This window comes from Sphingobium sp. LMA1-1-1.1, assembly GCF_040676365.1.
Lineage (GTDB): Bacteria > Pseudomonadota > Alphaproteobacteria > Sphingomonadales > Sphingomonadaceae > Sphingobium.
Window position 1 is genome coordinate 552,704 of record NZ_JBEGHS010000023.1, and the last position, 19,617, is coordinate 572,320.

Here is a 19,617-nt window from a genome sequence, read left to right on the forward strand (position 1 = left end):
CGGAAAGACGCTATGCGCCGAGCAGGCTCTTTCGAAACAGCGATCTGACCAGCCTGCCTTCCAGAACGCGCCCGACGACATAGAGGCAGGCGAAGATCGCGGCGAAGATATAGGCGGCCCTGGGGGAAGGCTTCTTGTCATCCTCCTCCGACTTCGCCTTGTCCTTCTTCGGCTTTTCGGGCGCGGGCGCACCCAGAAACTTGTCGATCGGATGCAGCTGCAGGATCGCATCCTTTTTCTCGGGCTTTTTCGCCGTCGCATGGGCGGTTGCCTTCTCGATCTTCCCGGCAGCGATGGTCAATTGGGCAAAGCCCAGGAAAAGCAGGGGCGCCAGAAAGCAGAACAGCAAGGCCCGGCTGCTGAGATGATAGTGCAGCACAAGTCCCGCCGCACCCTTCCTGATCTGAAGCACGCCGCCGTCGAAGATCGACATCCTGTCCTGCGCCCCCTGCCCCTTTTTGCGGAAGGTCAGGGTATCGTCCGTCCGGTCGTGGCTGGTGCCCGCTTCGCGGAACAGGGGGTCAAGCCTGCCAAAGGCGTCGTCACGCGATTGCCCCGGCGCGAGCGGCAGGCTGCCCCGGACGTGCCAGAGCCAATCGATGAAGCGACGGTTCACAGGATGTCCCCTTGCAGGCACCGGGTGTCGATCATTCGGCCGGCTGGGCGATCACCGGGGCGGAACGCGCCTTGCCAAAACGCTCTTTCAGCGATTTCCAGCCCTCGGTGAAGGGATAGGTCATCGTTTCGGCGATCGACATCTTGCGCCCGCCCTCCATGCCCAGCAGTTCCGCCTCGCCATCCACGCAGGTGCCGAAAAGGCGGTCGATGACGATCCAGGTGCTCGCATAGTTGCTGCGCGTGGCTTCATAATCCTGCGAATGGTGCATGCTGTGATGTTCCGTCGTATTGAACAGGAAACGCCACCAGCGTGGCGAGTTGAAGCGGACATTGATATGCTGGTAGGTGCCGACGGCCAGGCCCAATGTACCCGCGAGCAGGGCGGCGCGGGGCAGGAAGTCGAAGAAACCGCCTATGCCGAGGCCGATCAGGAACAGTTCAACCGGATTGCCGACCGCGCCCTTGTTGATGTTCAACTGGGTGATGTAATGATGCGGCGCATGGGTCAGCCACAGCGGATACCAGTTGTGCATCCCGCGATGCATCCAATATTGGCCGAAATCGAAGATGAACGAGATCAGCAACGCCTGCAGCAGCAGGGGCAGGCCCGTGAACCAGGCCAGCTTGTCCCAGTCGAAATCATGCTGCACCGCTTCGATCACGACATCGCTGCCGATATAGCGTTCCACCAGGTTCAGCAGCGTATAGCCAAGCCCCACATAGAAAAGATCGCTGGCGAGTTCCTTCCATGTCAGGCGCCAGCTTGCGTGGCGCGGGTTCACCCACTCAAGCGCGAGCAACAGGATTCTGACGCCGATGCCGATACCGATGGCGGTCGATGCCTTGGCGATGGAATTGGGCGCATAATACCAGAAGGCGATCAGCGCGAACAGCAAGCTGGGCTGGAACCAGGTGAAGACGAACCGCTTCAACGGTCCTCCTTCCACGCGCGGTATGTTTTCCCACCCCACGACGACGGGCGCCTGCGCGCCTATGATCCTTTTACCTACCCGAACTCCGTCCATACCGTCCTCACATCGCTGCCCGGCCGTTGCGGGTCCTGTACGGCGCGCTCCAGGACGAGGACCATGTCCCGCCCCCGTGCGCATGACGTCGATGCAGGTTCGCGAAACCGCCCCCATCACGCCAGAGGTCATTCCGCTATATATCCCATAGATGGGGTCTATGCCTTTGGCCGCGCCCGGCTATTCCTGCTGATGCCGCCTGGATGATGGACCAGGAGCGCTGACCGGCTGAATCGCGCCTCGATCCGCTTCAACCTTCTGTGCCGACCACAAGCCTGAAACCGGCGCCGCGCGCTGTTGGGAGCAGGTGGAGTTCGCCATGATAGGCGTCGAGCAGCGACCGGGCGATGGCGAGGCCAAGGCCCGTCCCGCCTTCTCCCCTCCGGGTGGTGAAGAAAAGGTCGAAGATGCGGCTCCAGTCCCCTGGCGGTATGCCGGGCCCATCATCGGCAAAGTCGATCCATGCCACGCCCTCACGCAAGGCGACGTCGATGTCCAGGCGCGACGCCCCCGCCTGCCGCGCATTTTCCGCAAGCGTCGTCAGCACGGCTTCCAGCGCCCCGGCGTCCACTTTCAGCGGCGGCAGGTCCTGCGGCAGACGGAGGTTGATGACGAAATCCTCTGCGGACAATGCATCCGCCACCGACGCCAGCAGTGGCGCGGCATCGGTTCGCGCATCGCTTTCGCCCACCAGCACGTCGGCGCGTGCCAGTTCCATCAGCCGCCGCACCAGCCGCGCCAGCCGCTGGGCATCGGCCGCCATATTGGTGAGGAAGCGTTGGCGATCGGCGGGCGCCATGTCGGCCCCATGATCCTGCAACAGTTCGATCGCGCCGGAGATGCCGGCCAGCGGCGTCTTGAATTCATGGCTGACCGAAGAGGCAAAGTCGCGCAGATAGCGGGATCGCTTTTCGATACCCTGGGCCATCTGCTCGAAATCCCGATAGAGGGCCCGGATTTCCACTACCTGCAGGGAGGGATGACGCGGCGCGACGCGGCGGCCCAATGCCAGATCGCGTGTGGCGCGGCTCAGGCTTTCGATCGGGCGGACTATGGCGCGCGACAATATGGCCGACAGCAGCACCAGCATCAGGAAAATCGCCACCACGCCGAGCACGATCTTGCCGCGGTCCTCATATAGCCCCAGGGAAAGGGCGCGCGGCGAGCGCGACACCAGCAGCACGCCCGTCACTTGCCCATCGACGCTGATGGGTCGGGCATGGTGCAGGCGGATGCCCGCCGCCCGGCTCAGCCATTCCAGCGGATAATGGGTGGCGATGCCTTCATTCTTCCGCAGCACGGTCACGGCCCTGCCGCCGAGCGCGGCCCTGATCTCCGGCAGGGCAGCCAGGCTCCGTCCGCCTTCCGGGCCGTTCAGGACTATGCCGTGCCGATCCAGCATCAGGATCGAGGACAAGGTCGTCACCTTGGTTTCGGCAAAGGCGGGCATCATCCGCTTCGCAAGCGCAAGGGCGGCGCGATCAGGGCCGACACGCGTCGCCGCCGCCCGGGGGCGCGGCGGCAGGATCGGGGAAGAACGCAGGTCCACCTCCGTCATCCGGTCATGATAGCGCACCGGCGAGGCAGCCGCGGCGTGATCGGCGCCCATGCCGCTCCCCACGACCGCCGCGCTCGCCGCCAGCGCCGCGCCCTGCGCCACCAGTTCCGCCTCGGTCCGTCGCACCAGGGCATTTTCATAGACCCGCAGGAAGATCGCCCCCAATCCCGGCAGCGCCGCCACGAACAGCAGGGTGCCGAGCAGGATCGTGCGCAACCGCAAGACCGGCCAATGCCGGGCGATCCAAGCCTTCAACGCCGCGCTCATGCAGGCGGCGCCGTCCCGTTGCATCCGCCCAGCCGATAGCCGATGCCGGGGCGCGTCTCTATGATGTCGATGCCGCCGACATCGGCAAATTTGCGGCGCAGGTTGCGGACATGGCTGTCCACCGTCCGATCGGTCAAGGCAAAGCCTGGCCCACGAAACCGATCGATGATCTGGTCGCGGGAGAAGATGCGGGAGGGCATGGCCAGCAGGGTGCGCAATATGGTGAATTCCGTCACCGTCAGGCTCACCTCCTCCGTGCCCCAATGCGCCGACCAGCTTTCGGTATCCAGGGCAAGCCGCCCATGGCGGATCGTGCCAATCACCTCCGCCGCCGGCGGCCGGGCCGAGGTGCGGCGCAGGATCGCCATGGACCGTGCCACCACCTCCCGCGGGGAAAAGGGCTTTACCACATAGTCGTCGCCGCCAAGCTCTATGCCCAGCACCCGGTCGATCTCATCATCGCGGGAGGACAGGAAGAAAATCGGCACGTCATTATGCGCCCGCAGCCGGCGACAGACCTCCAGCCCGTCCATGCGCGGCATGTTGATGTCGAGGATGACGAGGTCGGGCGCGTGCCGTTCGACCTCCGCCAGCGCAGCCTCTCCATCGGCGGCCTCGATCGTCCCGAGCCCCGCCTTGCCGAAGGCGAAGACGAGCAGTTGGCGGATATGGGGATCATCGTCGACGATCAGGATCGTGCTGGGCATGGGGCATAGGATCATCTCCCCGTCTCCGCTGTCAACGCGCGATCCGTCTGCGGACCAACATTCCCATTGGGTGCAGCCGCCGCCGCGGGCGGAATCAGCGCGCCAGAGCAATCCCTCGCTCCCGCCTCGACGGCGACGGACCCGATCGCCGCCGTCATGGTCCGCGCCATTTCCAGCCGCCGCTGCCCAAGCAGGGTCCAGCGCTGGCCAATTTCCCGCGCCAGCCTGGCATGAAGGTCCATCCTCACCGCCCTCACCCGCTCGCGAAAATCAGGTCGCAGGTCGGTCCGTTGCTCCAGCGACAGCAAAGGCAACAGCGCGGAATCGCCCAACTGGCGCAGGTAGCAGAGGTCCAGCGCTACGCCTTGTCCACCGACATCCCGCGCATGACGCACATTCCATTGGGCCGCCACCGCCCCCAGATCGACAAAGCAGATCACGCCCAGCACCAGCCCGGTGGCCGCCAGATTGACGTTGATGAGCCATGCCGCGCTTCGCGCCCGCAGCAGCCGCCAGCAGATCGCGGCGAGGCCGAAGGCGACGAGCGCCATCCAGACCAGCGCGGCGATCCGGAGCCGGGTAAGCGAATAGGCTTCGATATAGTCCGCCGTGCGCAGCATGGACGATGCGACCAGAAAGACATTCTGTCCGATCCAGAACATCACCAGGCTGCGGACCACCCGATTCTGCGCCGTTTCCGATCCGGGCCGTAGCGTCACGAGCACGAACAGCGCCGCAAGCAGTGCGGTCGCGACCAGCGGATAGGCACCGCGATGGGCATAGCCGGCCATGGTCATGCCCGCGGGCATCGGCGCCCAGCCCCAGAGCCAGGCGACATCCATCAGGTTCTGAAGCGCGAAGATCAGGTTGAAGACCACCAACGACAGCGTGACCGAAGCGACCGACACGCCCGGCAGGCGCCGGTCGTTCCAGCCATCAAATGCCGGCAGCAGGCGCCGGGGCAGGCGCGGCCGCAGCAAGGCCCAGGCCATCGCGAACAACACCCCCCAAAAGGCCAGCCTGACGATCAATTCAGGCGACAGGTCCGGCAGCAGCAGCGAGGAGAAAAATTGCTCGAACAACGGATTGGCCGCGGAAAAGAGAAGGAGGATCACCGTGCTGCCGATCACCGGCAAGGCCAGCGTCCCCAGCGCCGCATGCAGGCTCCAGGCCCCTGCGCGTCCCGCCGCGCGCAGCTTCAAGATGCGCTTCAGATCGATCAGCGGCCCGAACGGCGCGCGCAAGCCAAACCAGATCAGCCGCTGGAACCAGCGCCAGCCATCGTCGAAGCGCGCCGTTGCCGGTATCAAAGCCGCCAACCCGGCCGCCACCCAGAACAGGGTCCAGGCCAACAGGCTTGCGTCGTAGAACAGGGCAAAGGCGAACAGCCCCGCCGCCGCCATCGCCAGCAAGGCCCCGCCTTCGCGCCGCAGCACGGGCCGCCCCGCCAGCAGAGCGCCCAGCACGGCCAGCGCGAAAAAGCCGAGATAGCCGCCATATAGATGCTGTTGGTAGAACAGCCAGTCCCCGGTCCCTACGATCAGCAAGGCAGGCGCCAGCTTCCAGCGAAAGCGGGCAAAGAGGGGCCATGATGCGGCCAGGGACGGCCGCGCGGCGGAGTAGCGCATCAGTCTTTCTCCCTGAATGTCCGTGCCAGAATGCCGCTGCCCCAAGCAGATCGGTGAGAACCGCCGATCAATAATCGGCGCAGTTCCGGTGCAGAAAATGTGCAGGCCACCGCGAGAAGGACGGAATTCCGCCGAAAAGATACGAACCCCGGCCTCGACACTCATTGATGCGTGCCGTTCACCATCGATTCGTCGCTTGCAAGCCTCGCTTTGCCGCCCCTATTTCTCTCTATCGAAACAGTGGAGAAACGCGCATGCGATCACATCTGGCGATCACCCTCACCCTTCTGCCCGGCCTCCTGCTCGCGGGCTGCGGCCAGGCTCCCGGCGGTTCCGTCGCCTATGAAGCCGCCAACGATGTCGGTCCGGCCGCAAGCAACGAGCGCTATGACGGTCATCCTGTCAGCCCGATCCACCAGGTCGCGGCCGAGCCGGTCTCAACCTTCGCGGTCGATGTGGATACGGGCGCCTACGCCAATGTCCGCCGCATGTTGCTGGGCGGCCAGGCCGTTCCTGCGGAAGCCGTGCGCACGGAGGAGATGATCAACTATTTCCGCTATGATTATCCGCTGCCCGATGACCGCTCGGCGCCGTTCAGCGTTACGACGGAGGTTTCGACGACACCGTGGAATGCCGGCACGCGACTGTTGCGCATCGGCCTGCGCGGCTATGACGTCGCCCGGTCGCAACGGCCGCCCGCCAATCTGGTGTTCATGGTCGATGTGTCCGGTTCGATGCAGGACGCCGACAAGCTGCCTCTGGTCAAGCAGTCGCTTTCCATATTGGCGGACGCGCTGCGGCCGGACGACAGCATATCCATCATCACCTATGCCGGGTTCGTCGAAACCTTGGTCGAGGGCAGCCACGATCCGGCGGAGATCAAGGCCGCGCTGGACGGATTGGACGCGAATGGTTCGACCGCTGGCGGCCCGGCCCTGGCACGTGCCTATGACCTGGCCCGCGCCCACTTCATTCCGGGGGGCATCAACCGCATCATCATGGCGACCGATGGCGACTTCAACGTCGGCCTGTCCGATCAGCATGGCCTGGAAGAGATGGTGAAGCGCAACAGGGACGACGGCGTAACGCTCACCACCCTGGGCTTCGGGCAGGGCAATTACAATGATGCGATGATGGAGGCGGTGGCCGACCTGGGCAATGGCAATCACGCTTACATAGACAGCGCGATGGAAGCGCGCAAAGTGCTGGACGATGAACTGTCCTCCACCCTCTTCACCATCGCGAAGGATGTGAAGGTACAGGTGGAGTTCAACCCGGCCCTGGTCAGCCAATATCGCCTGATCGGCTATGAGAATCGCGGCCTTGCCGAACAGGACTTCGCCGATGATCGCGTCGACGCGGGCGAGATCGGCGCCGGTCATCAGGTGACGGCGCTGTACGAGATCGTCCCGGCCGGCGAAGCGGGTTGGGTCGCTCCGCGCAGATATGCCGGCAATCGCGCGCCTTTCCCTCCCGCGGCGGACAACAGCGAGTTCGCCACCGTCCGCCTGCGCTACAAATTGCCCGAAGAGACGCATAGCCGGCTGATAGAGCGGCCGGTTGCCGCCTCACTCCTTGCCGACGCCAACAGGCCGCGGGGCGACATGGCCTTTGCCGTGGCGGTCGCCGCCTTCGGACAAAGGCTGCGCGGCGACACGCGGCTGGGCGACTACAGCTATGCCGACATCGCCCGGCTCGCCGGCGGCCAGAATGACTATTGGCGGCAGGAATTCGTCCAGCTTGCGCGGTCGGCCGGCCGGGACGGCGATGCATGGCTGCGGTGAATTTTCCGCCGCCCGGCAGCAACCCTCCCGGCGTCAACCGGCGCCCGCCGTCCACTCCAGAAGAACGCGCCGGTTGAGGGGCTCTTTCGCCGGACCGTCGGATGATCGGGCCGGGGATCGCTCCCCGGCTCCGGAAATTTGCAGCTTCGACAGCGGCACGCCCATCGCCACCAGATGCCTGGCGACATTGTCCGCGCGCATCAGGCTCAACCGATCATTATAGGCGTCAGGCCCTGCACTGTCGGTGAAGCCCGTGACGGAGAGCATCCCGCCGTCAGGGCCTGCTTCGGTCATGAAGGCGGCCAGGTCGCGCTGCGCTTCTTCACTGAGAGCGGCCTTGTCGAAATCGAAATGGACAGTGAGCGACCGGGGCCGGACCGCCGGAACCGGAGGTGGCAGCGGTCCGGCGGCGGCCTGCGGTTGCGCGGGAGGATAGACCATGTCGCGACACGACGCGTCGCTCCAGGCGATGCGTTCCAGCCGCATCCGCCGATCCCAGCGCAATTGCAGGCGGCAGATCCGATATTCCGTCCCCTGCCCGGTGTAGAAGTCCAGAATATAGTTCCACCGCCGCGCGCCCAGCAGGCCCTCATGAAAATGCGGGACGCCCAGCAGGGCATAGACCTGCCGCTTCGTCATGCCGGGCGTCAGCAGGCGCGGCGCCTGCGGCGGCAGGAAGACGCCCTCGCGCCGCGTCGCGCTGCCCGCGTCGGGAAATTCCGACAGGGGCGCAACTTCCGGCAGGAACTGGGGCTCCGCCGCATGGCCGGGCCATGGATGCAGGGCCAGCGCCAGCAGGGCGATCCACCGCCGATCAGAAAGCAATGCCCATGCCCGCATTGGCGCCTCCCTGATTGCGGCTGTTATAGGCTGCGGAAGCCCGGATGATGAAGCGGCCATTGTCCGACACCTTCGATATTCCCATGGCGATCGCATGTTCCCCCTGCCAGGTGCTGACGCCGACGCCCAGCGTACCGCCACCCGCCTCCGACAATTGGGGTATGCCGGCAATCGCCATGGCGGCGGCGGTACCCCCCTCCGCGTCGCGCCGCAGGTCGCGCAGACCGGCATTGATCAGGTTGAAGCGGATGTCGGTATAGGCGTTGGCGCTGTCGACCGCCCCTGCCATCCCGCCCTGAAGCTGGCGCAGGTTCACCGCATCGGTCGGCGCGATGCCGTCGGCCACATGGACGATCTGCCGTTCGGCCCCCGCGCTGCCCACCGATACCGTATTGGCCCGGTCCGCGACGGAAGCATAGCCCAGCGCGACGCTGCCCGGCGCGATCGCCTGGGCCTGCGTCCCCAGCGCGAGGCTGCCGCTGCCGGAGGCGACCGCGCCCGCGCCGGCGGCCATGCTGTCCGCGCCGCTGGCGACCGGCGTGGCGTAGCCGGAACTGTTATTGACCTGTAGATAGCCTGCGCGCCCTTGCTGAAGCTCGGTGATCGCGGTCAGATTATAGGCCAGTTGCACATTGGTCGCATGAAGCTGCGCACCGTTGACCGCCTGTGTCGAGGTTTCGCTCAACTCACCGGCGGCAACGCCGCTGATCGTCTGGTCGATACCGCCGCGCGCCGCATTATAGGCCTGGATCGACGGATCATAGGGCAGCGCGTCCTGCGGTGCAGTCCCGCCTCCGCCAGTTCCGCCGCCCCCGCCTCCACCGCCGGTCCCTCCGCCGCCGCTACCCAGTTGCGACAGGTTGACCGCGTCGGTCGGGGCGCTGGCGGCCGCGACATTGGTTATGGTCGTGCCGCCCGCGCCGCCCAGCACGACGGTGGCCTTGCTGCTGTCCTGATATTTGACGGCAAGGTCGTTCAGCACCGCCAGGTCATAGCTCAACTGGGTGATGGCCGCGCTGTTCTGCGCCACCAGATTGTTGGTCGCCTGCAACTGGGAACCGTTGATCGCGTCGCTGCTGGTGCTGTTCACCGCCCCCGCGCCAACATTGGTGATGCGCGTGCCGCCCGAACCCTGCAACGTCACCTGCGTCCTGGTGCCGTCATCATATTGCACCGCATTGCCGGCAAGCGTTCCGAGCGCATCGTTCACCGCCTGCAATTGCGCGACATTGACGGCGTCGCCGGGATCGGCGCCGCCCGCCAGCCCCGTCAGGCGGCGGCCGCCGATATTGACTTCCGCGCTGGCCGTGCCGCCGATCAGGAAGGCGGGCAGGTTCAGCGTCATGCCGTTCGCCAGCGATCCCGAACCCAGCGCCACGCTGCCCGCATGGGTGGCGGACGCGCCCGCGCCGATCGCGATCGCCCCATAGGCGCCCGTGGCCGTGCTGGCGAGATTGCCGATGGCGATGGCGTCCAGCTCGCCCGCGCTGGCTTCGGACCCCGGCGTGCCCAGTCCGGTGATCTTGTTGCCGCCAAAGGAGATGCCCTTGGGCGTGGTCAGGCTGAAACTGTCGGACGTGGTTTCGCATGTCGGGTCCGACAGCAGGTCGACGGCATTGCCGTTCACGTCCAGAACGTTGAGGGTGATCGGCGCGCCTGCCGCCGCGTTGGCCAGGGCGGCGTTGATGCCCAGATCAACCGTCCCGAAGGTCAGGGTGCTGAGGGTCGATTCAACCGGCGCCAGCACCGGCGTGATGACATCGCCGATCGTGTCGGTCAGCACTGATTTCGGCAGGCTGACGCCCGAACAGGCGCTGACCACATTGGCATGGGCGGTCATCCCTGGCGCCAGGCCGGCGATCAGGCTGGCGCCCGCCAGCCAAGCCCAGCGGCCCTTCCCCCGGCTGATGCTTCCGGCAGTCCCGGTTCGATGCCATTTCGCCCCTCGGTCCATAGATCCGCCCCCTGAAGGCAGGCCTGATCGCCCCGGTGACGGCTCGATCAGGCTTTGCGATGTCCCCAGGTCAGAATGGAGGCGTCGCCGCTAAGGCCGCGCGAAGGCGAAAGGACAGGATTTTACGCAAAATTCGTATCTGCGCATTATGCTGGAACCATCTTGCCCGTCTGGCCCTTCTGCATTTTCCGAAGGCGGATAGGCGAGTCGAGGAAATATCTGATCGACAAAGACAAAATCGTTACGATTCCGTTTTGATGATTTACACCCCGTCGAACATATAATACCGATATCGACAGGGATGGAGGCAAAGGGGAGCCAGTCCGTGGACGATCTGCCGCCCGGCCAAGTGGTCACCGCCACGGCGTTGATTCGGCATTTTGCCGTGCATTCGCGCCAGGCCATGACCGAACCCGTCCATATCATGAACCATGGGCATGTCGGGCTGACGCTCATCGCGACGGACCTGTTCCATCGGCTGGCGGGCGATCAATCCACCGGCCCCGACCAGGGCGCGCAGCTGGAAATCCTGCTCGACATGATTCCGACCCAGGTCCTGCTGACCGACCGGGATCTGAAGCCGGTGCGGGTCAACCTCGCCGCCCGCCGACGGCTGGGCATCAGCGAGAAGCATGTCGGCAAGCTGTTCCTGCCGCAGATGCTGGAGAGTTCGGACGCGCACTTCCTGTTGCGCGCGCTGGAAAGGGTCCATGACACCGGCGTGCCGGAGACGTTCGAACATAATGTCGCGGGACCGCCGCCGCTGGTCTATCGCGTGCAGGCCGCGGCCTTTCCGGGCGGATTCATCGTGCTGGTCGACGAGATTGCCGATCGGGTGACGCTGCGCGCGCAGGATGCGCAGATCGCGGCCTATGAGGATCTGATCGACGGGTTGCCCGGCCTTGCCCGCGGCGCATTCAACGTCCGGTCGGTCATCACCGACATCTCACCCGCACTTGCGGCGCTGGTCGGGACCGAGAAAGGCCGGCTGGCCGGCACCCGCTTCGCGACGCTGTTCGATGCTTCCGCGCGCGGCGCGATCAACGATGCGGTCGAGGAACTTCTCACCCACGGCAAGCCGTTCGGCATGAGGGCGAGGCTGCTGGGCGGCCATGGCGAAAGCCAGCTCGTCCAGGTCAAGGCCGTGCCGCTTCTGTCTGCCTCCGGCCAGAGGGAGGGCGTCTTCATGATCGGCCCCGTGGCGGCGGACGCGGGCAGCTGAAGCCGAGGGTTCAATATGTGATCGTGACGATCAGGCTGTCGGCATAGGCCCCCGCCTGGGGCCACTGGCCCGCGGCTATTCGGCCATAGACGGGGACGGTCTGGCTGAACGACAGCAATCCGTTCAATGACGCGGTCACGGTGCTGGTCCCCGACGATCCATTTCCCCAAATGGTGGTCCGGCTGGCGGTGGTGTAGAGATTATAGTTGAGCCGCGCACTGCCCTGCGCCATCTGGCGGACCAGGGCATCGCCCGACAGGCCGGGGCTGATCGCTATATCAATGGTGCCGGCCAGCGAGATCACCCCCGTGCAGCTCAGCGTCACGCTGCCCGCACCATCCCTGGGCGCGGAGGCGGTGGGATCATAGCCGCCGAAGCTGATCCCCGTCGTCGATGCCGAACAACTGCAAAGCGTGCAGGCCCAGGCCGGGCTCGCCAGCCCCAGGCCAGCCGAAATGGCGAGCGTCCATCCGATCAGCTTCATCATTTCCCCTCCTGATAGGGCAGGCACGCAAGAGGCGCCGATCGCGAGATACCGGCGTCGGCCCGCCTCGCCGGAACGGTCGCGCGGCACGCGATGGCCGGCCCCGCCAGCAGGATTTCCTGCCCCTCCTGCGCGTCGGCCAGGTAGATTTCGCCATCATGCCCCGAAATGCCCGACGACGCACCCCCCAGCGTTACGGTCAGCCCCGCCGGAACGGGAAGGCCGCTGCCGTCCACCAGCCGCAATGTCAGCGGCCGGGCGGCCGGGCCGCCGAAGCTGACCCTCACCGCCTGCCTGTACCCCGGCACCACCACCTGCTCGGCCGCGGTCACAAGGGTATCGATCGGCAAGGCGTCCAGATCAATGGCGATGCGGTTGGCGGCATAGGGTTGCAGGCCCGCGACGATCGCCGACCTGCCCGACCCGGCCCGACCCGCGACAGGCCGGTTCTCGAAGAAGACCGTCACGTCCTGATCGGCCGACACGTCCACCACCGCGAAGGCATAGTCGAGTTGCGGCGCGGCGACGATCTGCCCCCCCACCCGCAGCAGCGCGCCATGGGCCTGGAAACGCACGCCCTCCATTCCCCCCATATGCGATGCGGAAAGGTCGAGATCGCCGGCCGCGGTGCGCCATGTCACGCCGCCTTCCACCTGCGTCGGCGCGTCGGACCCGCGCGACGCCAGCATGCGATAGCCCCACCCCTGGTCGGGCGGCGGGCTTTGGTTGAAACTGGCGGCGGTACGCCCGCCATCCGCGAACAGGCCGACACTTGAACGCGCGCCGAGCGGCAGGGTGAGCGACCCGAAAAGACTGCTGGTCCGGCTTTCCGAGAGGCGCGTCCGCCGCGCGCCCAGCGTAATCCAGGCCGGACCCAGGCCAGCGGCATAGGAAAGCGAACCCATGGAGAAACGGTCTCCATCGCTCCGGCTTTCCAGATAATGGGCATTGATGCTGCCGCGGCGGCCCAGGTTGATGCTGCCCGCGACCGCCAGTTCCCGACGTCCCGCGGCGGCCCGCTCATCCTCTCCGACCTGCGTGAAATGCGCATCTTCCTCCATATAGCTCGCCGTCACCGAATAATGCGGGGTGATCCGCTGGACCTGCGCCCGCCACATCAGGCCGTCGCCGTCGCGGCTGTGCGACGCGGCGGCCGATAGCGACAATTCGCCCCAGGAGGACAGGAGCGCGCCAAGTCCCAGCCCAGCCATCTGCACCTTTTCGCTCGCCTCGCCCCGTCCAGCCAGCGTCATTCCCGCCGCCAGTCCATGACGCCAGAAACCCGCGGCGAACGGCGCGCCATAGGAAAAGCTGCTTTCCCCGAAATTCCTGCGCAGAAACCCCGCTTCCAGCGAAAAATCGTCCAGCCCCTCGCGCAGGAGCCGGGGGCTGGCATAGAAGCTCTGCGTGACGACACGGGCGGTGCCGGTCGCGTCGCGGATGGTCATCGTCACCTCGCCCGCGCCGTTGAAGAGCGGCTGATAATCGATCCGGAAATCGCCGGGCTGGACCGCCATGCTCTGGCGACTGCTGGCCGCCGCCAGATCAACGACCGAGGGCAGCGCCGCAGAGCCCGAAAGCCGGGGCAGCGGATAGGTCACGGCCTCGGGCGTCAGCGAGAAGTCGGTGCCCAGCCGCAGCCCGGCGAAACGGACCGGCCGGTTCCAGTCGGCCCCCCGCGTCATGGTGTCGCCAAGCACCAGCCGCAAACGCCGATCGGGAAAGTCGCGGATGACATTGCTGTCGAGACGCACCGCAGCCGGACCATCCACGCCCTGCTGCACCAGCGCCGTCGTACCGGCGACGCCCCAGGCGCCCGACAGGCCGGCGTCCAGCAGCAGGGAAGCGGCCCAGTCCCGCCCCCAGCGCGCGACCGACAGGTCATAGCCGACATATTGCAGCGGCACCGGCGCCATGACCGGTCGGCCGCGCTGTTCGGCACCGACATGGGTGGGGGAAAAGAGCGAGGGCGCGGCATCGATCAGCAAGGTGCCGCCCGAACTGTCGAGTTGCGCCGAAAGGCCGTCCATGCCGTCCAGCAGGGCGTAATCCGTTCCTTCCACCTCGATGCGCTGCAGCGGCACGGCCCTTTGCAGGCCCCATTGGCGCAGCATGTCCTGGCGGACGAACAGCCTGCCCCGGTCCAGCACGACAAGGCCGGTATCGCTGATCGGTTGGCCGTTGATGATGACGCCCACGGGCACCGGGCGTTGGCTGTCGCCGGGCCTGCCCATGACGGCGAGCGTCATGGGAAGATCGGACGCGGCGGACGGCTGCGCCAGCGGCAGGCAAAGCGGGATGAGCGCCCTGCCCAGCATCGAAAGCCCCTGCCTTGCGCCAAGCCATGCCGGAGCGGGCGACATCCGCTGCGCGCCTTCACTGCCCGGACGCTGCGGGGCGGGCGGTGAGCGGTCCCTGGGTCGTCTCCACCTGGACGGTGGCGACCGCGCGGCCGTCCGGCGGCTGGACCGGAAGGTCGATGCGCCCGCCCGCCAGCAGGTAGAAGCCCCTGTCGACGCGCGCGATCGCGTCCCCGCCCGCGGCGGCGCGAAGGGTCATGCCGGTTACCTGGACATGCCGGTCGCCCTGGTTGAACAGGCTGAGCGTCCATCCTCCGTCGGCGACCTTCGCGGTGGACCAGCGGAGCGAAGGCGCTGCACCGGGGGGTGCGCGGAATATGGGCATGCTGATGCGCAGCAATGCCCGCACCGTGCCCGGCACGGTCGTAGCCGTCGGCAGTTCATCGATGATCAGGCGGTAACTTTCCTCGCGCGGTCCAGTGCGCGCCGGCAGGCTGCATCGCACGAGCCTGCTCGCTCCGCCGGGGATGCTGACGATGGAGGGATTGACGACCGGGCCGTCAACGGGGTCGAGCTGGTCCGCGCCGTTTGCATCCTTGCGCCAGCCAAAGCCCCTGATCTGGACCGTCGCAGGGGTCGCGTCATCATTGGAAATGGTAAGCGAGCAGAACTGCTTGTCGGCGGCCATTTCGATCCGCACCGGCAGAATGCGCAGCGTCGCGGCGTCCACCGCCTGCGCCATCCCGAAAAGCGCGCAAAGTCCTATCGCCGCCAGAACCCGCGCGGGTCCGGCACCATGGCATGATCCTGTCATGACGAAATCCGCCTTCAATAGCTGACGGTTACGGTCACCGTATCAGCGTAATTCCCCGCAGCCACGCTCTGCCCGACCGGAATGCGGCCGTAAACAGTGAAGGCCGATGGCAGGATGGTCGACGCGGTCTGCGACACCGTGTCCGATCCAACCGAATTTCCCCAATTGGTGCTGCGTCCCGTATTGCTGTACAATCCGTAGTCCAGGGGAGTGGCACCATTGAGCATCTGGCGCGTGGACACTGTCGCTCCACCGGTACTTCCGGCATTCAAACCTATATTGAATACTGTTCCCGGCGTACAAGTCACTGTTATGGTACTGGTCGTATCCTTCGGCGTTGCCGATGTCGGATCGTAACTTCCAAACGCCATGTCCGTGGCCGAGACAAGACAGGCATTCAACACTGTCGCGGAAACACCCATTGTCGTAGTGGCGTCTGTCGCCGCTGCCTTGCCTGGCACGAGAGCCAGCAGGATAAACGCATAATATTTGCGCATGACGATCCCCCTCCGCTGAAGTCGATACGCCTTAATCTGCATCAACATTGCATCCAGAAGGTTAGAAAAGCGTTAGCGAAACCATGCATATGCCCGGAGAAGAAGGAAATTTGACGCCCAAGGAGCTGATTTTTAAAGGATATATACCCTTTGGAGTAGCCATTTTTGATATCTTCCCGAATTGGCGCAAACCGGATATTCGCATCCTCTATCCTTTACAGTCTTCGGTGACTCCGGAATACAAAAACATGATCTGAAAAGAATTTTCAGATCTGAAATATTCTTCGCCATTCACCCATTGCCTGTCCGCTTCAACTGTTTTCAGTTCGTCATTATCAGTTCTCAATGCGCGATGATTGTTCTGCCATTGCCCCGGCAAGGCACCCGATGATGCGCGTCGTGGAGGCATTTCGACGCAGCATCCACCCGCAATCACCACTACCCCTGCCTTGTCGATCGGAACCATCCTCCTCATGCGGGCGAAACGATCTGCCCCTTGTCCTTGCGTTCCTGATTGCCTGGACGCGATCTTTTGTTCAGTCTGGGCCGGATGAAGACAGAAGATGATCGGCAGGAATTCCCATGGGCCAGAATTTGACCTTCCCGCGAAAGCATCCGGTCGCCGCCACGCTGCTCCTGCTGTCGCTGTCGGGGATCGGCCTGGGCGGCGCGCTCTGGGCCTGCGCCGACTCCTCCTGTTCGCCGGGCTGGCAACTGGCTTCGCCCGATTATGATTGCGGCGGGCGGGCGGCGATCAGTCCGGGCAATGATACGCGGATCAACATCCTGCTGCTGATGCGCAGCCTGAAACCCGTGAACAGCGATCGCGCCGGGGCCGACGGCGATGTGAACAATCCGCAGTTCGGCCGTACCTTCATGACATGGCCCGGCCTGCGCGCGGCCTTCTGGCCACAAGCGGGGGAGAAGGACCAGGAAAGCAGCGCCATGGGCAATGGCGATGCCGCCGGCTGCGCGGTTTCCCCGGATGGCGTGGCCGCGTTCAACGCCGCGCTTGCGGTCGAAACGGACCTGCCGGCAGCCGAAAAGGCCGAGCTGACCGGGCTGCGCGCCAGGACCGGCTGCGATGCCGCCCATTGGGACGATGCGCCGATCTCGACCAGGCTCGGCCGCGAATATCTGTCCTATCTGAAGGCGGCCGACGCCTTCCACAAGGGCGACTGGCAAAGCGCGCGGCAGGGCTTTGCTTCGCTGACGCGCAGCCGCAGCAAATGGGTCGCGGAAACCGCCCAATATATGCCGATCCGCATCGGCCTGCGCGCGGCGGTGGCCAAGGCGGTGGACGAGTATGGCGATTTTGCCGGGCCGGAAAAGGTCGATGCGGCGGCGGTCAAGCAGGCAGGCGACGCCATCGGCGCCTATCTCAAGGCCTATCCCAAGGGCCGCTATGCCACGTCGGCACAAGGCTTGACGCGCCGCGTCGCATGGCTGAGCGGAGACATGGCGGCGCTTGTCCAGAGCTACGAAAAGCTGGTGGCCACGATGCCCGGCGACGATGAAGCGGCAGCCGACCTGGCCGAGGAAATCGATATCAAGCTGCTGGAGCGCCCGGATGCGGGCAGGATCATCGGCAGTCAGAACGGCGTACCGCTCTTGCTGGCGGTCGCCGATCTCAAGCAGATGCGGGGGCAGAATACCGATCCCGCTCCTCTTTCCGCGAGCGAATTGACGGCGCAGAAGAGGCAGTTTGCGGCCCATCCTGATCTTTATGGACTGCTTCAGGCCAGCCGGGCCTATTATGGTGGAGACGATCCGAAGGCGATATTGGCGTTGCTGCCGGATGCGGCGCGCAGCAGCGGCTTCACGCCCCTCGCCTTCAGCCGGCAGGTCCTGCGCGGCATGGCCCTCGGCCGGACGCGCGATCCCAATGAAGCGGGTTTCTGGCGCGACCTTCTGAAGGGAGCAAGCCCGCTTTATGAGCGGCCCCTGGTTGAAATGGGGCTGGCCATTCGCTGGCAGCGCGACGGACGGGTGGAGCAGGTCTTCGCCCCCGGATCGCCGATCACGGACAGCATGACCCGGACGATCCTGCTGCAAACCCTGGCGCCGCCCGCCATCCTGCGCATGACGGCCAGGGATGGCACCCGTCCCGCGCGCGAGCGGGACGTGGCCCGTTTCACCCTGCTCTACAAGGATCTGACAAGGGGTGCCTTTGGCGATTTCGGCAACGATCTGACGCTGGTGCCCGCCAATGCGGGGAGCGAAGGCGGGCTATGGGACTTTTCCCAGCAGGACAGGATCCCGACCGGGCTGTTCCGAACCGGGCAATGGTCCGACGGCTTTCCTTGCCCCAGCATAGCGCAGACCGCCGCGACACTGGCGAAATCGCCCGGCGATGCAAAGGCGCGGCTGTGCCTGGGCGATTTCTACCGGCTGAACGGTTTCGACGGGTTCGGCCTGTTCAATGCGAGCGAGGACAGGTCCATGCTCGGCAGCGGGCCGGACGGATTTTCCGGCCGTTCCCTCTCACGCTCGGATATCTACGCCGCGATCATCGCGGACAGGCGAGCGGCGCCCGACGACCGGGCCTATGCCCTCTACCGCGCCGTCATGTGCTATTCGCCATCCGGCTATAATGGCTGCGCCGGTCCCTACCGGACCTCGGAAGAAATGGACGCGGCGCAGGCGCCCCAGGCCGATCGGAAGGCCTGGTTCACGGAGTTGAAGCAACGCTATCCGCAAAGTCGATGGGCCAGGTCGCTGCGCTATTATTGGTGAGATATGGGCGCGGGGAAAGGCACGATGGCGCTGCTGGCATTCCTGGCGCTGGCCGGTTGCCGGCAGGAGGCGGAGACGGACGCGGGAAAGGTCGTTCCGGCGGCCTATGACGCCTTCTACCTTTGGCCCGGCATACGTCCGGCACAGGATGTTCGGGCCAGGATCCTCTATCTTCTTGATGGAGAGGTCCGGCGCGGCGGAACGGCCCGCATGGAAAGACTGCGCATGGGCACGCCGCGCCTGCCGGGCAAAAAGGTCTGGCTGGTCGTCAGGGCGGATCGGCTGGATTGGAATGACGCCGTTTACAGCGCGATCTTCGATGATCTGGCGCATTGGCGGGCGGCAGGGAATGAAGTCGTCGGGCTTCAGGTCGATTTCGATGCCGCCACGCGAGGCATCGACGGCTATGCGCGCTTCCTGCACGATCTGCGCAAACGCTTGCCGCAGGACTGGAAACTGTCGATCACGGGTCTGATGGACTGGAGCGCGCATGGCGACCCAGATGCCTTGCTTCGACTGGCAGGACTGATCGACGAGGTGGTCATCCAGACCTATCAGGGACGCAGCACCATTCCCGGCTATGAGGATTATTTCCGCCGGATGAAGGACTTTCCCATCCCCTTCCGGGTCGCGCTGGTCGAGGGAGGAAGCTGGCAGGCACCGCTGATGCTGTCACGCCATCCACAGTTCAAGGGCTATGTGGTTTTCCTGCTGTCCCGCACTGGATCCAAGGAACGCTGATCTTCCTGGTCTTTCGTGGAAGGGCAGTCGCATCAGGCGGTTTGAGGCTGGTCTTGGGCTGTTAGAGCGATTTCCAAGCGATCGGAACCGATCGCTGGTTAAGAAATCACAGCAAAAAAGGAATCCAAGGCGGCAATCTGGTTCAATCAGATCGGAACCCGCGCTCGAGTATTTTCGAGTTGACCGTTTACGGCCAAGGGCTCGGAAAATGGCATCAAAAGACCAGAGCGTTTCCGCTCATAGTGAAAACGCTCTAGATTTTGGGGTATCAGACGCAAGAAAGCCCGCCGTTGCGGGCGGGCATTCTTGCGTGAAGCAAATATTGTGGATGGGTATTGAAGCGCGAGCTGTAATGCCTGGCGACGCCCTACTCTTCCGGGGCTTGAGCCACAGTACCATCGGCGCAGACTGGTTTCACGTCCGAGTTCGGGAAGGGATCGGG

16 protein-coding genes and 1 rRNA gene are annotated in these 19,617 nt (G+C 65.0%); 4 read left to right on the forward strand and 13 right to left on the reverse strand.

The window, feature by feature from the left end:
- Positions 1–10 precede the first annotated feature (10 nt).
- The 5 genes from MRBLMA1_RS13930 to MRBLMA1_RS13950 form a co-directional block, all read right to left on the reverse strand.
- Entirely contained in the window at positions 11–616 is a 606-nt protein-coding gene (locus MRBLMA1_RS13930; RefSeq protein ID WP_363737413.1) for a hypothetical protein, read from the reverse strand.
- A gap of 31 nt (positions 617–647) precedes the next feature.
- Entirely contained in the window at positions 648–1,643 is a 996-nt protein-coding gene (locus MRBLMA1_RS13935; RefSeq protein WP_363737414.1) for a sterol desaturase family protein, read from the reverse strand.
- A 250-nt stretch (positions 1,644–1,893) separates the two neighbouring features.
- Positions 1,894–3,468: a sensor histidine kinase gene (locus tag MRBLMA1_RS13940; RefSeq protein WP_363737415.1), complete on the reverse strand. Its 1,575-nt coding sequence runs from the start codon at positions 3,466–3,468 to the stop codon at positions 1,894–1,896.
- Complete coding sequence (locus tag MRBLMA1_RS13945; protein WP_363737416.1) at positions 3,465–4,175, reverse strand: response regulator transcription factor; 711 nt, start codon at positions 4,173–4,175, stop codon at positions 3,465–3,467. The genes MRBLMA1_RS13940 and MRBLMA1_RS13945 overlap by 4 nt, the downstream gene beginning before the upstream one ends.
- Before the next feature lie 11 nt (positions 4,176–4,186).
- The gene (locus MRBLMA1_RS13950) at positions 4,187–5,803 is read right to left on the reverse strand and encodes a DUF4153 domain-containing protein (RefSeq protein WP_363737417.1); all 1,617 of its coding nucleotides are present in this window, start codon (positions 5,801–5,803) and stop codon (positions 4,187–4,189) included.
- Between the two features lie 254 nt (positions 5,804–6,057).
- Between MRBLMA1_RS13950 and MRBLMA1_RS13955 the strand changes: the two genes are divergently transcribed.
- Complete coding sequence (locus tag MRBLMA1_RS13955; protein ID WP_363737418.1) at positions 6,058–7,587, forward strand: vWA domain-containing protein; 1,530 nt, start codon at positions 6,058–6,060, stop codon at positions 7,585–7,587.
- Positions 7,588–7,620: 33 nt separating this feature from the next.
- On the opposite strand, the gene MRBLMA1_RS13960 is transcribed toward MRBLMA1_RS13955, so the two are convergent.
- Both MRBLMA1_RS13960 and MRBLMA1_RS13965 read right to left on the reverse strand, forming a co-directional pair.
- Positions 7,621–8,427, reverse strand: coding sequence for an OmpA family protein (locus MRBLMA1_RS13960; RefSeq protein ID WP_363737419.1), 807 nt, complete (start codon positions 8,425–8,427; stop codon positions 7,621–7,623).
- Complete coding sequence (locus tag MRBLMA1_RS13965; RefSeq protein WP_363737420.1) at positions 8,402–10,381, reverse strand: YadA family autotransporter adhesin; 1,980 nt, start codon at positions 10,379–10,381, stop codon at positions 8,402–8,404. Before MRBLMA1_RS13965 ends, MRBLMA1_RS13960 begins: the two co-directional genes overlap by 26 nt.
- 325 nt (positions 10,382–10,706) lie before the next feature.
- Between MRBLMA1_RS13965 and MRBLMA1_RS13970 the strand changes: the two genes are divergently transcribed.
- On the forward strand, positions 10,707–11,603 hold the full coding sequence (locus MRBLMA1_RS13970) for a PAS domain-containing protein (protein WP_363737421.1): 897 nt from the start codon (positions 10,707–10,709) through the stop codon (positions 11,601–11,603).
- A gap of 10 nt (positions 11,604–11,613) precedes the next feature.
- On the opposite strand, the gene MRBLMA1_RS13975 is transcribed toward MRBLMA1_RS13970, so the two are convergent.
- The 5 genes from MRBLMA1_RS13975 to MRBLMA1_RS13995 form a co-directional block, all read right to left on the reverse strand.
- Positions 11,614–12,090, reverse strand: coding sequence for a Csu type fimbrial protein (locus tag MRBLMA1_RS13975; protein WP_363737422.1), 477 nt, complete (start codon positions 12,088–12,090; stop codon positions 11,614–11,616).
- Positions 12,087–14,450: a fimbria/pilus outer membrane usher protein gene (locus tag MRBLMA1_RS13980; protein ID WP_363737423.1), complete on the reverse strand. Its 2,364-nt coding sequence runs from the start codon at positions 14,448–14,450 to the stop codon at positions 12,087–12,089. The genes MRBLMA1_RS13975 and MRBLMA1_RS13980 overlap by 4 nt, the downstream gene beginning before the upstream one ends.
- Before the next feature lie 13 nt (positions 14,451–14,463).
- The gene (locus tag MRBLMA1_RS13985; RefSeq protein ID WP_363737424.1) at positions 14,464–15,201 is read right to left on the reverse strand and encodes a fimbrial biogenesis chaperone; all 738 of its coding nucleotides are present in this window, start codon (positions 15,199–15,201) and stop codon (positions 14,464–14,466) included.
- A gap of 14 nt (positions 15,202–15,215) precedes the next feature.
- Positions 15,216–15,698, reverse strand: coding sequence for a Csu type fimbrial protein (locus MRBLMA1_RS13990; protein WP_363737425.1), 483 nt, complete (start codon positions 15,696–15,698; stop codon positions 15,216–15,218).
- 208 nt (positions 15,699–15,906) lie between these two features.
- A complete protein-coding gene (locus MRBLMA1_RS13995) occupies positions 15,907–16,164 on the reverse strand; it encodes a hypothetical protein (RefSeq protein WP_363737426.1) in 258 nt (85 codons plus the stop codon).
- Between the two features lie 116 nt (positions 16,165–16,280).
- Here MRBLMA1_RS13995 and MRBLMA1_RS14000 point away from each other — a divergent pair, with 116 nt between their 5' ends.
- Both MRBLMA1_RS14000 and MRBLMA1_RS14005 read left to right on the forward strand, forming a co-directional pair.
- Positions 16,281–18,434 (forward strand): hypothetical protein, encoded by a 2,154-nt coding sequence (locus MRBLMA1_RS14000; RefSeq protein WP_363737427.1) that lies wholly within the window; start codon positions 16,281–16,283, stop codon positions 18,432–18,434.
- Positions 18,435–18,458: 24 nt separating this feature from the next.
- Positions 18,459–19,175 (forward strand): DUF3142 domain-containing protein, encoded by a 717-nt coding sequence (locus tag MRBLMA1_RS14005; RefSeq protein WP_363737428.1) that lies wholly within the window; start codon positions 18,459–18,461, stop codon positions 19,173–19,175.
- A gap of 354 nt (positions 19,176–19,529) precedes the next feature.
- Here the strand turns inward: MRBLMA1_RS14005 and rrf are convergent.
- Positions 19,530–19,617, reverse strand: a 5S ribosomal RNA gene (rrf, locus tag MRBLMA1_RS14010); the annotation flags it as partial.

Excerpts from the sequence above, each read along its gene's own strand:
- MRBLMA1_RS13935 (WP_363737414.1), bottom strand. The coding sequence starts at position 1,643 with ATGGACGGAGTTCGGGTAGGTAAAAGGATCATAGGCGCGCAGGCGCCC.
- MRBLMA1_RS13940 (WP_363737415.1), bottom strand. The coding sequence starts at position 3,468 with ATGAGCGCGGCGTTGAAGGCTTGGATCGCCCGGCATTGGCCGGTCTTG.
- MRBLMA1_RS13945 (WP_363737416.1), bottom strand. The coding sequence starts at position 4,175 with ATGCCCAGCACGATCCTGATCGTCGACGATGATCCCCATATCCGCCAA.
- MRBLMA1_RS13950 (WP_363737417.1), bottom strand. The coding sequence starts at position 5,803 with ATGCGCTACTCCGCCGCGCGGCCGTCCCTGGCCGCATCATGGCCCCTC.
- MRBLMA1_RS13955 (WP_363737418.1), top strand. The coding sequence starts at position 6,058 with ATGCGATCACATCTGGCGATCACCCTCACCCTTCTGCCCGGCCTCCTG.
- MRBLMA1_RS13960 (WP_363737419.1), bottom strand. The coding sequence starts at position 8,427 with ATGCGGGCATGGGCATTGCTTTCTGATCGGCGGTGGATCGCCCTGCTG.
- MRBLMA1_RS13965 (WP_363737420.1), bottom strand. The coding sequence starts at position 10,381 with ATGGACCGAGGGGCGAAATGGCATCGAACCGGGACTGCCGGAAGCATC.
- MRBLMA1_RS13975 (WP_363737422.1), bottom strand. The coding sequence starts at position 12,090 with ATGATGAAGCTGATCGGATGGACGCTCGCCATTTCGGCTGGCCTGGGG.
- MRBLMA1_RS13980 (WP_363737423.1), bottom strand. The coding sequence starts at position 14,450 with ATGTCGCCCGCTCCGGCATGGCTTGGCGCAAGGCAGGGGCTTTCGATG.
- MRBLMA1_RS13985 (WP_363737424.1), bottom strand. The coding sequence starts at position 15,201 with ATGACAGGATCATGCCATGGTGCCGGACCCGCGCGGGTTCTGGCGGCG.
- MRBLMA1_RS13990 (WP_363737425.1), bottom strand. The coding sequence starts at position 15,698 with ATGCGCAAATATTATGCGTTTATCCTGCTGGCTCTCGTGCCAGGCAAG.
- MRBLMA1_RS13995 (WP_363737426.1), bottom strand. The coding sequence starts at position 16,164 with ATGGTTCCGATCGACAAGGCAGGGGTAGTGGTGATTGCGGGTGGATGC.
- MRBLMA1_RS14000 (WP_363737427.1), top strand. The coding sequence starts at position 16,281 with ATGGGCCAGAATTTGACCTTCCCGCGAAAGCATCCGGTCGCCGCCACG.
- MRBLMA1_RS14005 (WP_363737428.1), top strand. The coding sequence starts at position 18,459 with ATGGCGCTGCTGGCATTCCTGGCGCTGGCCGGTTGCCGGCAGGAGGCG.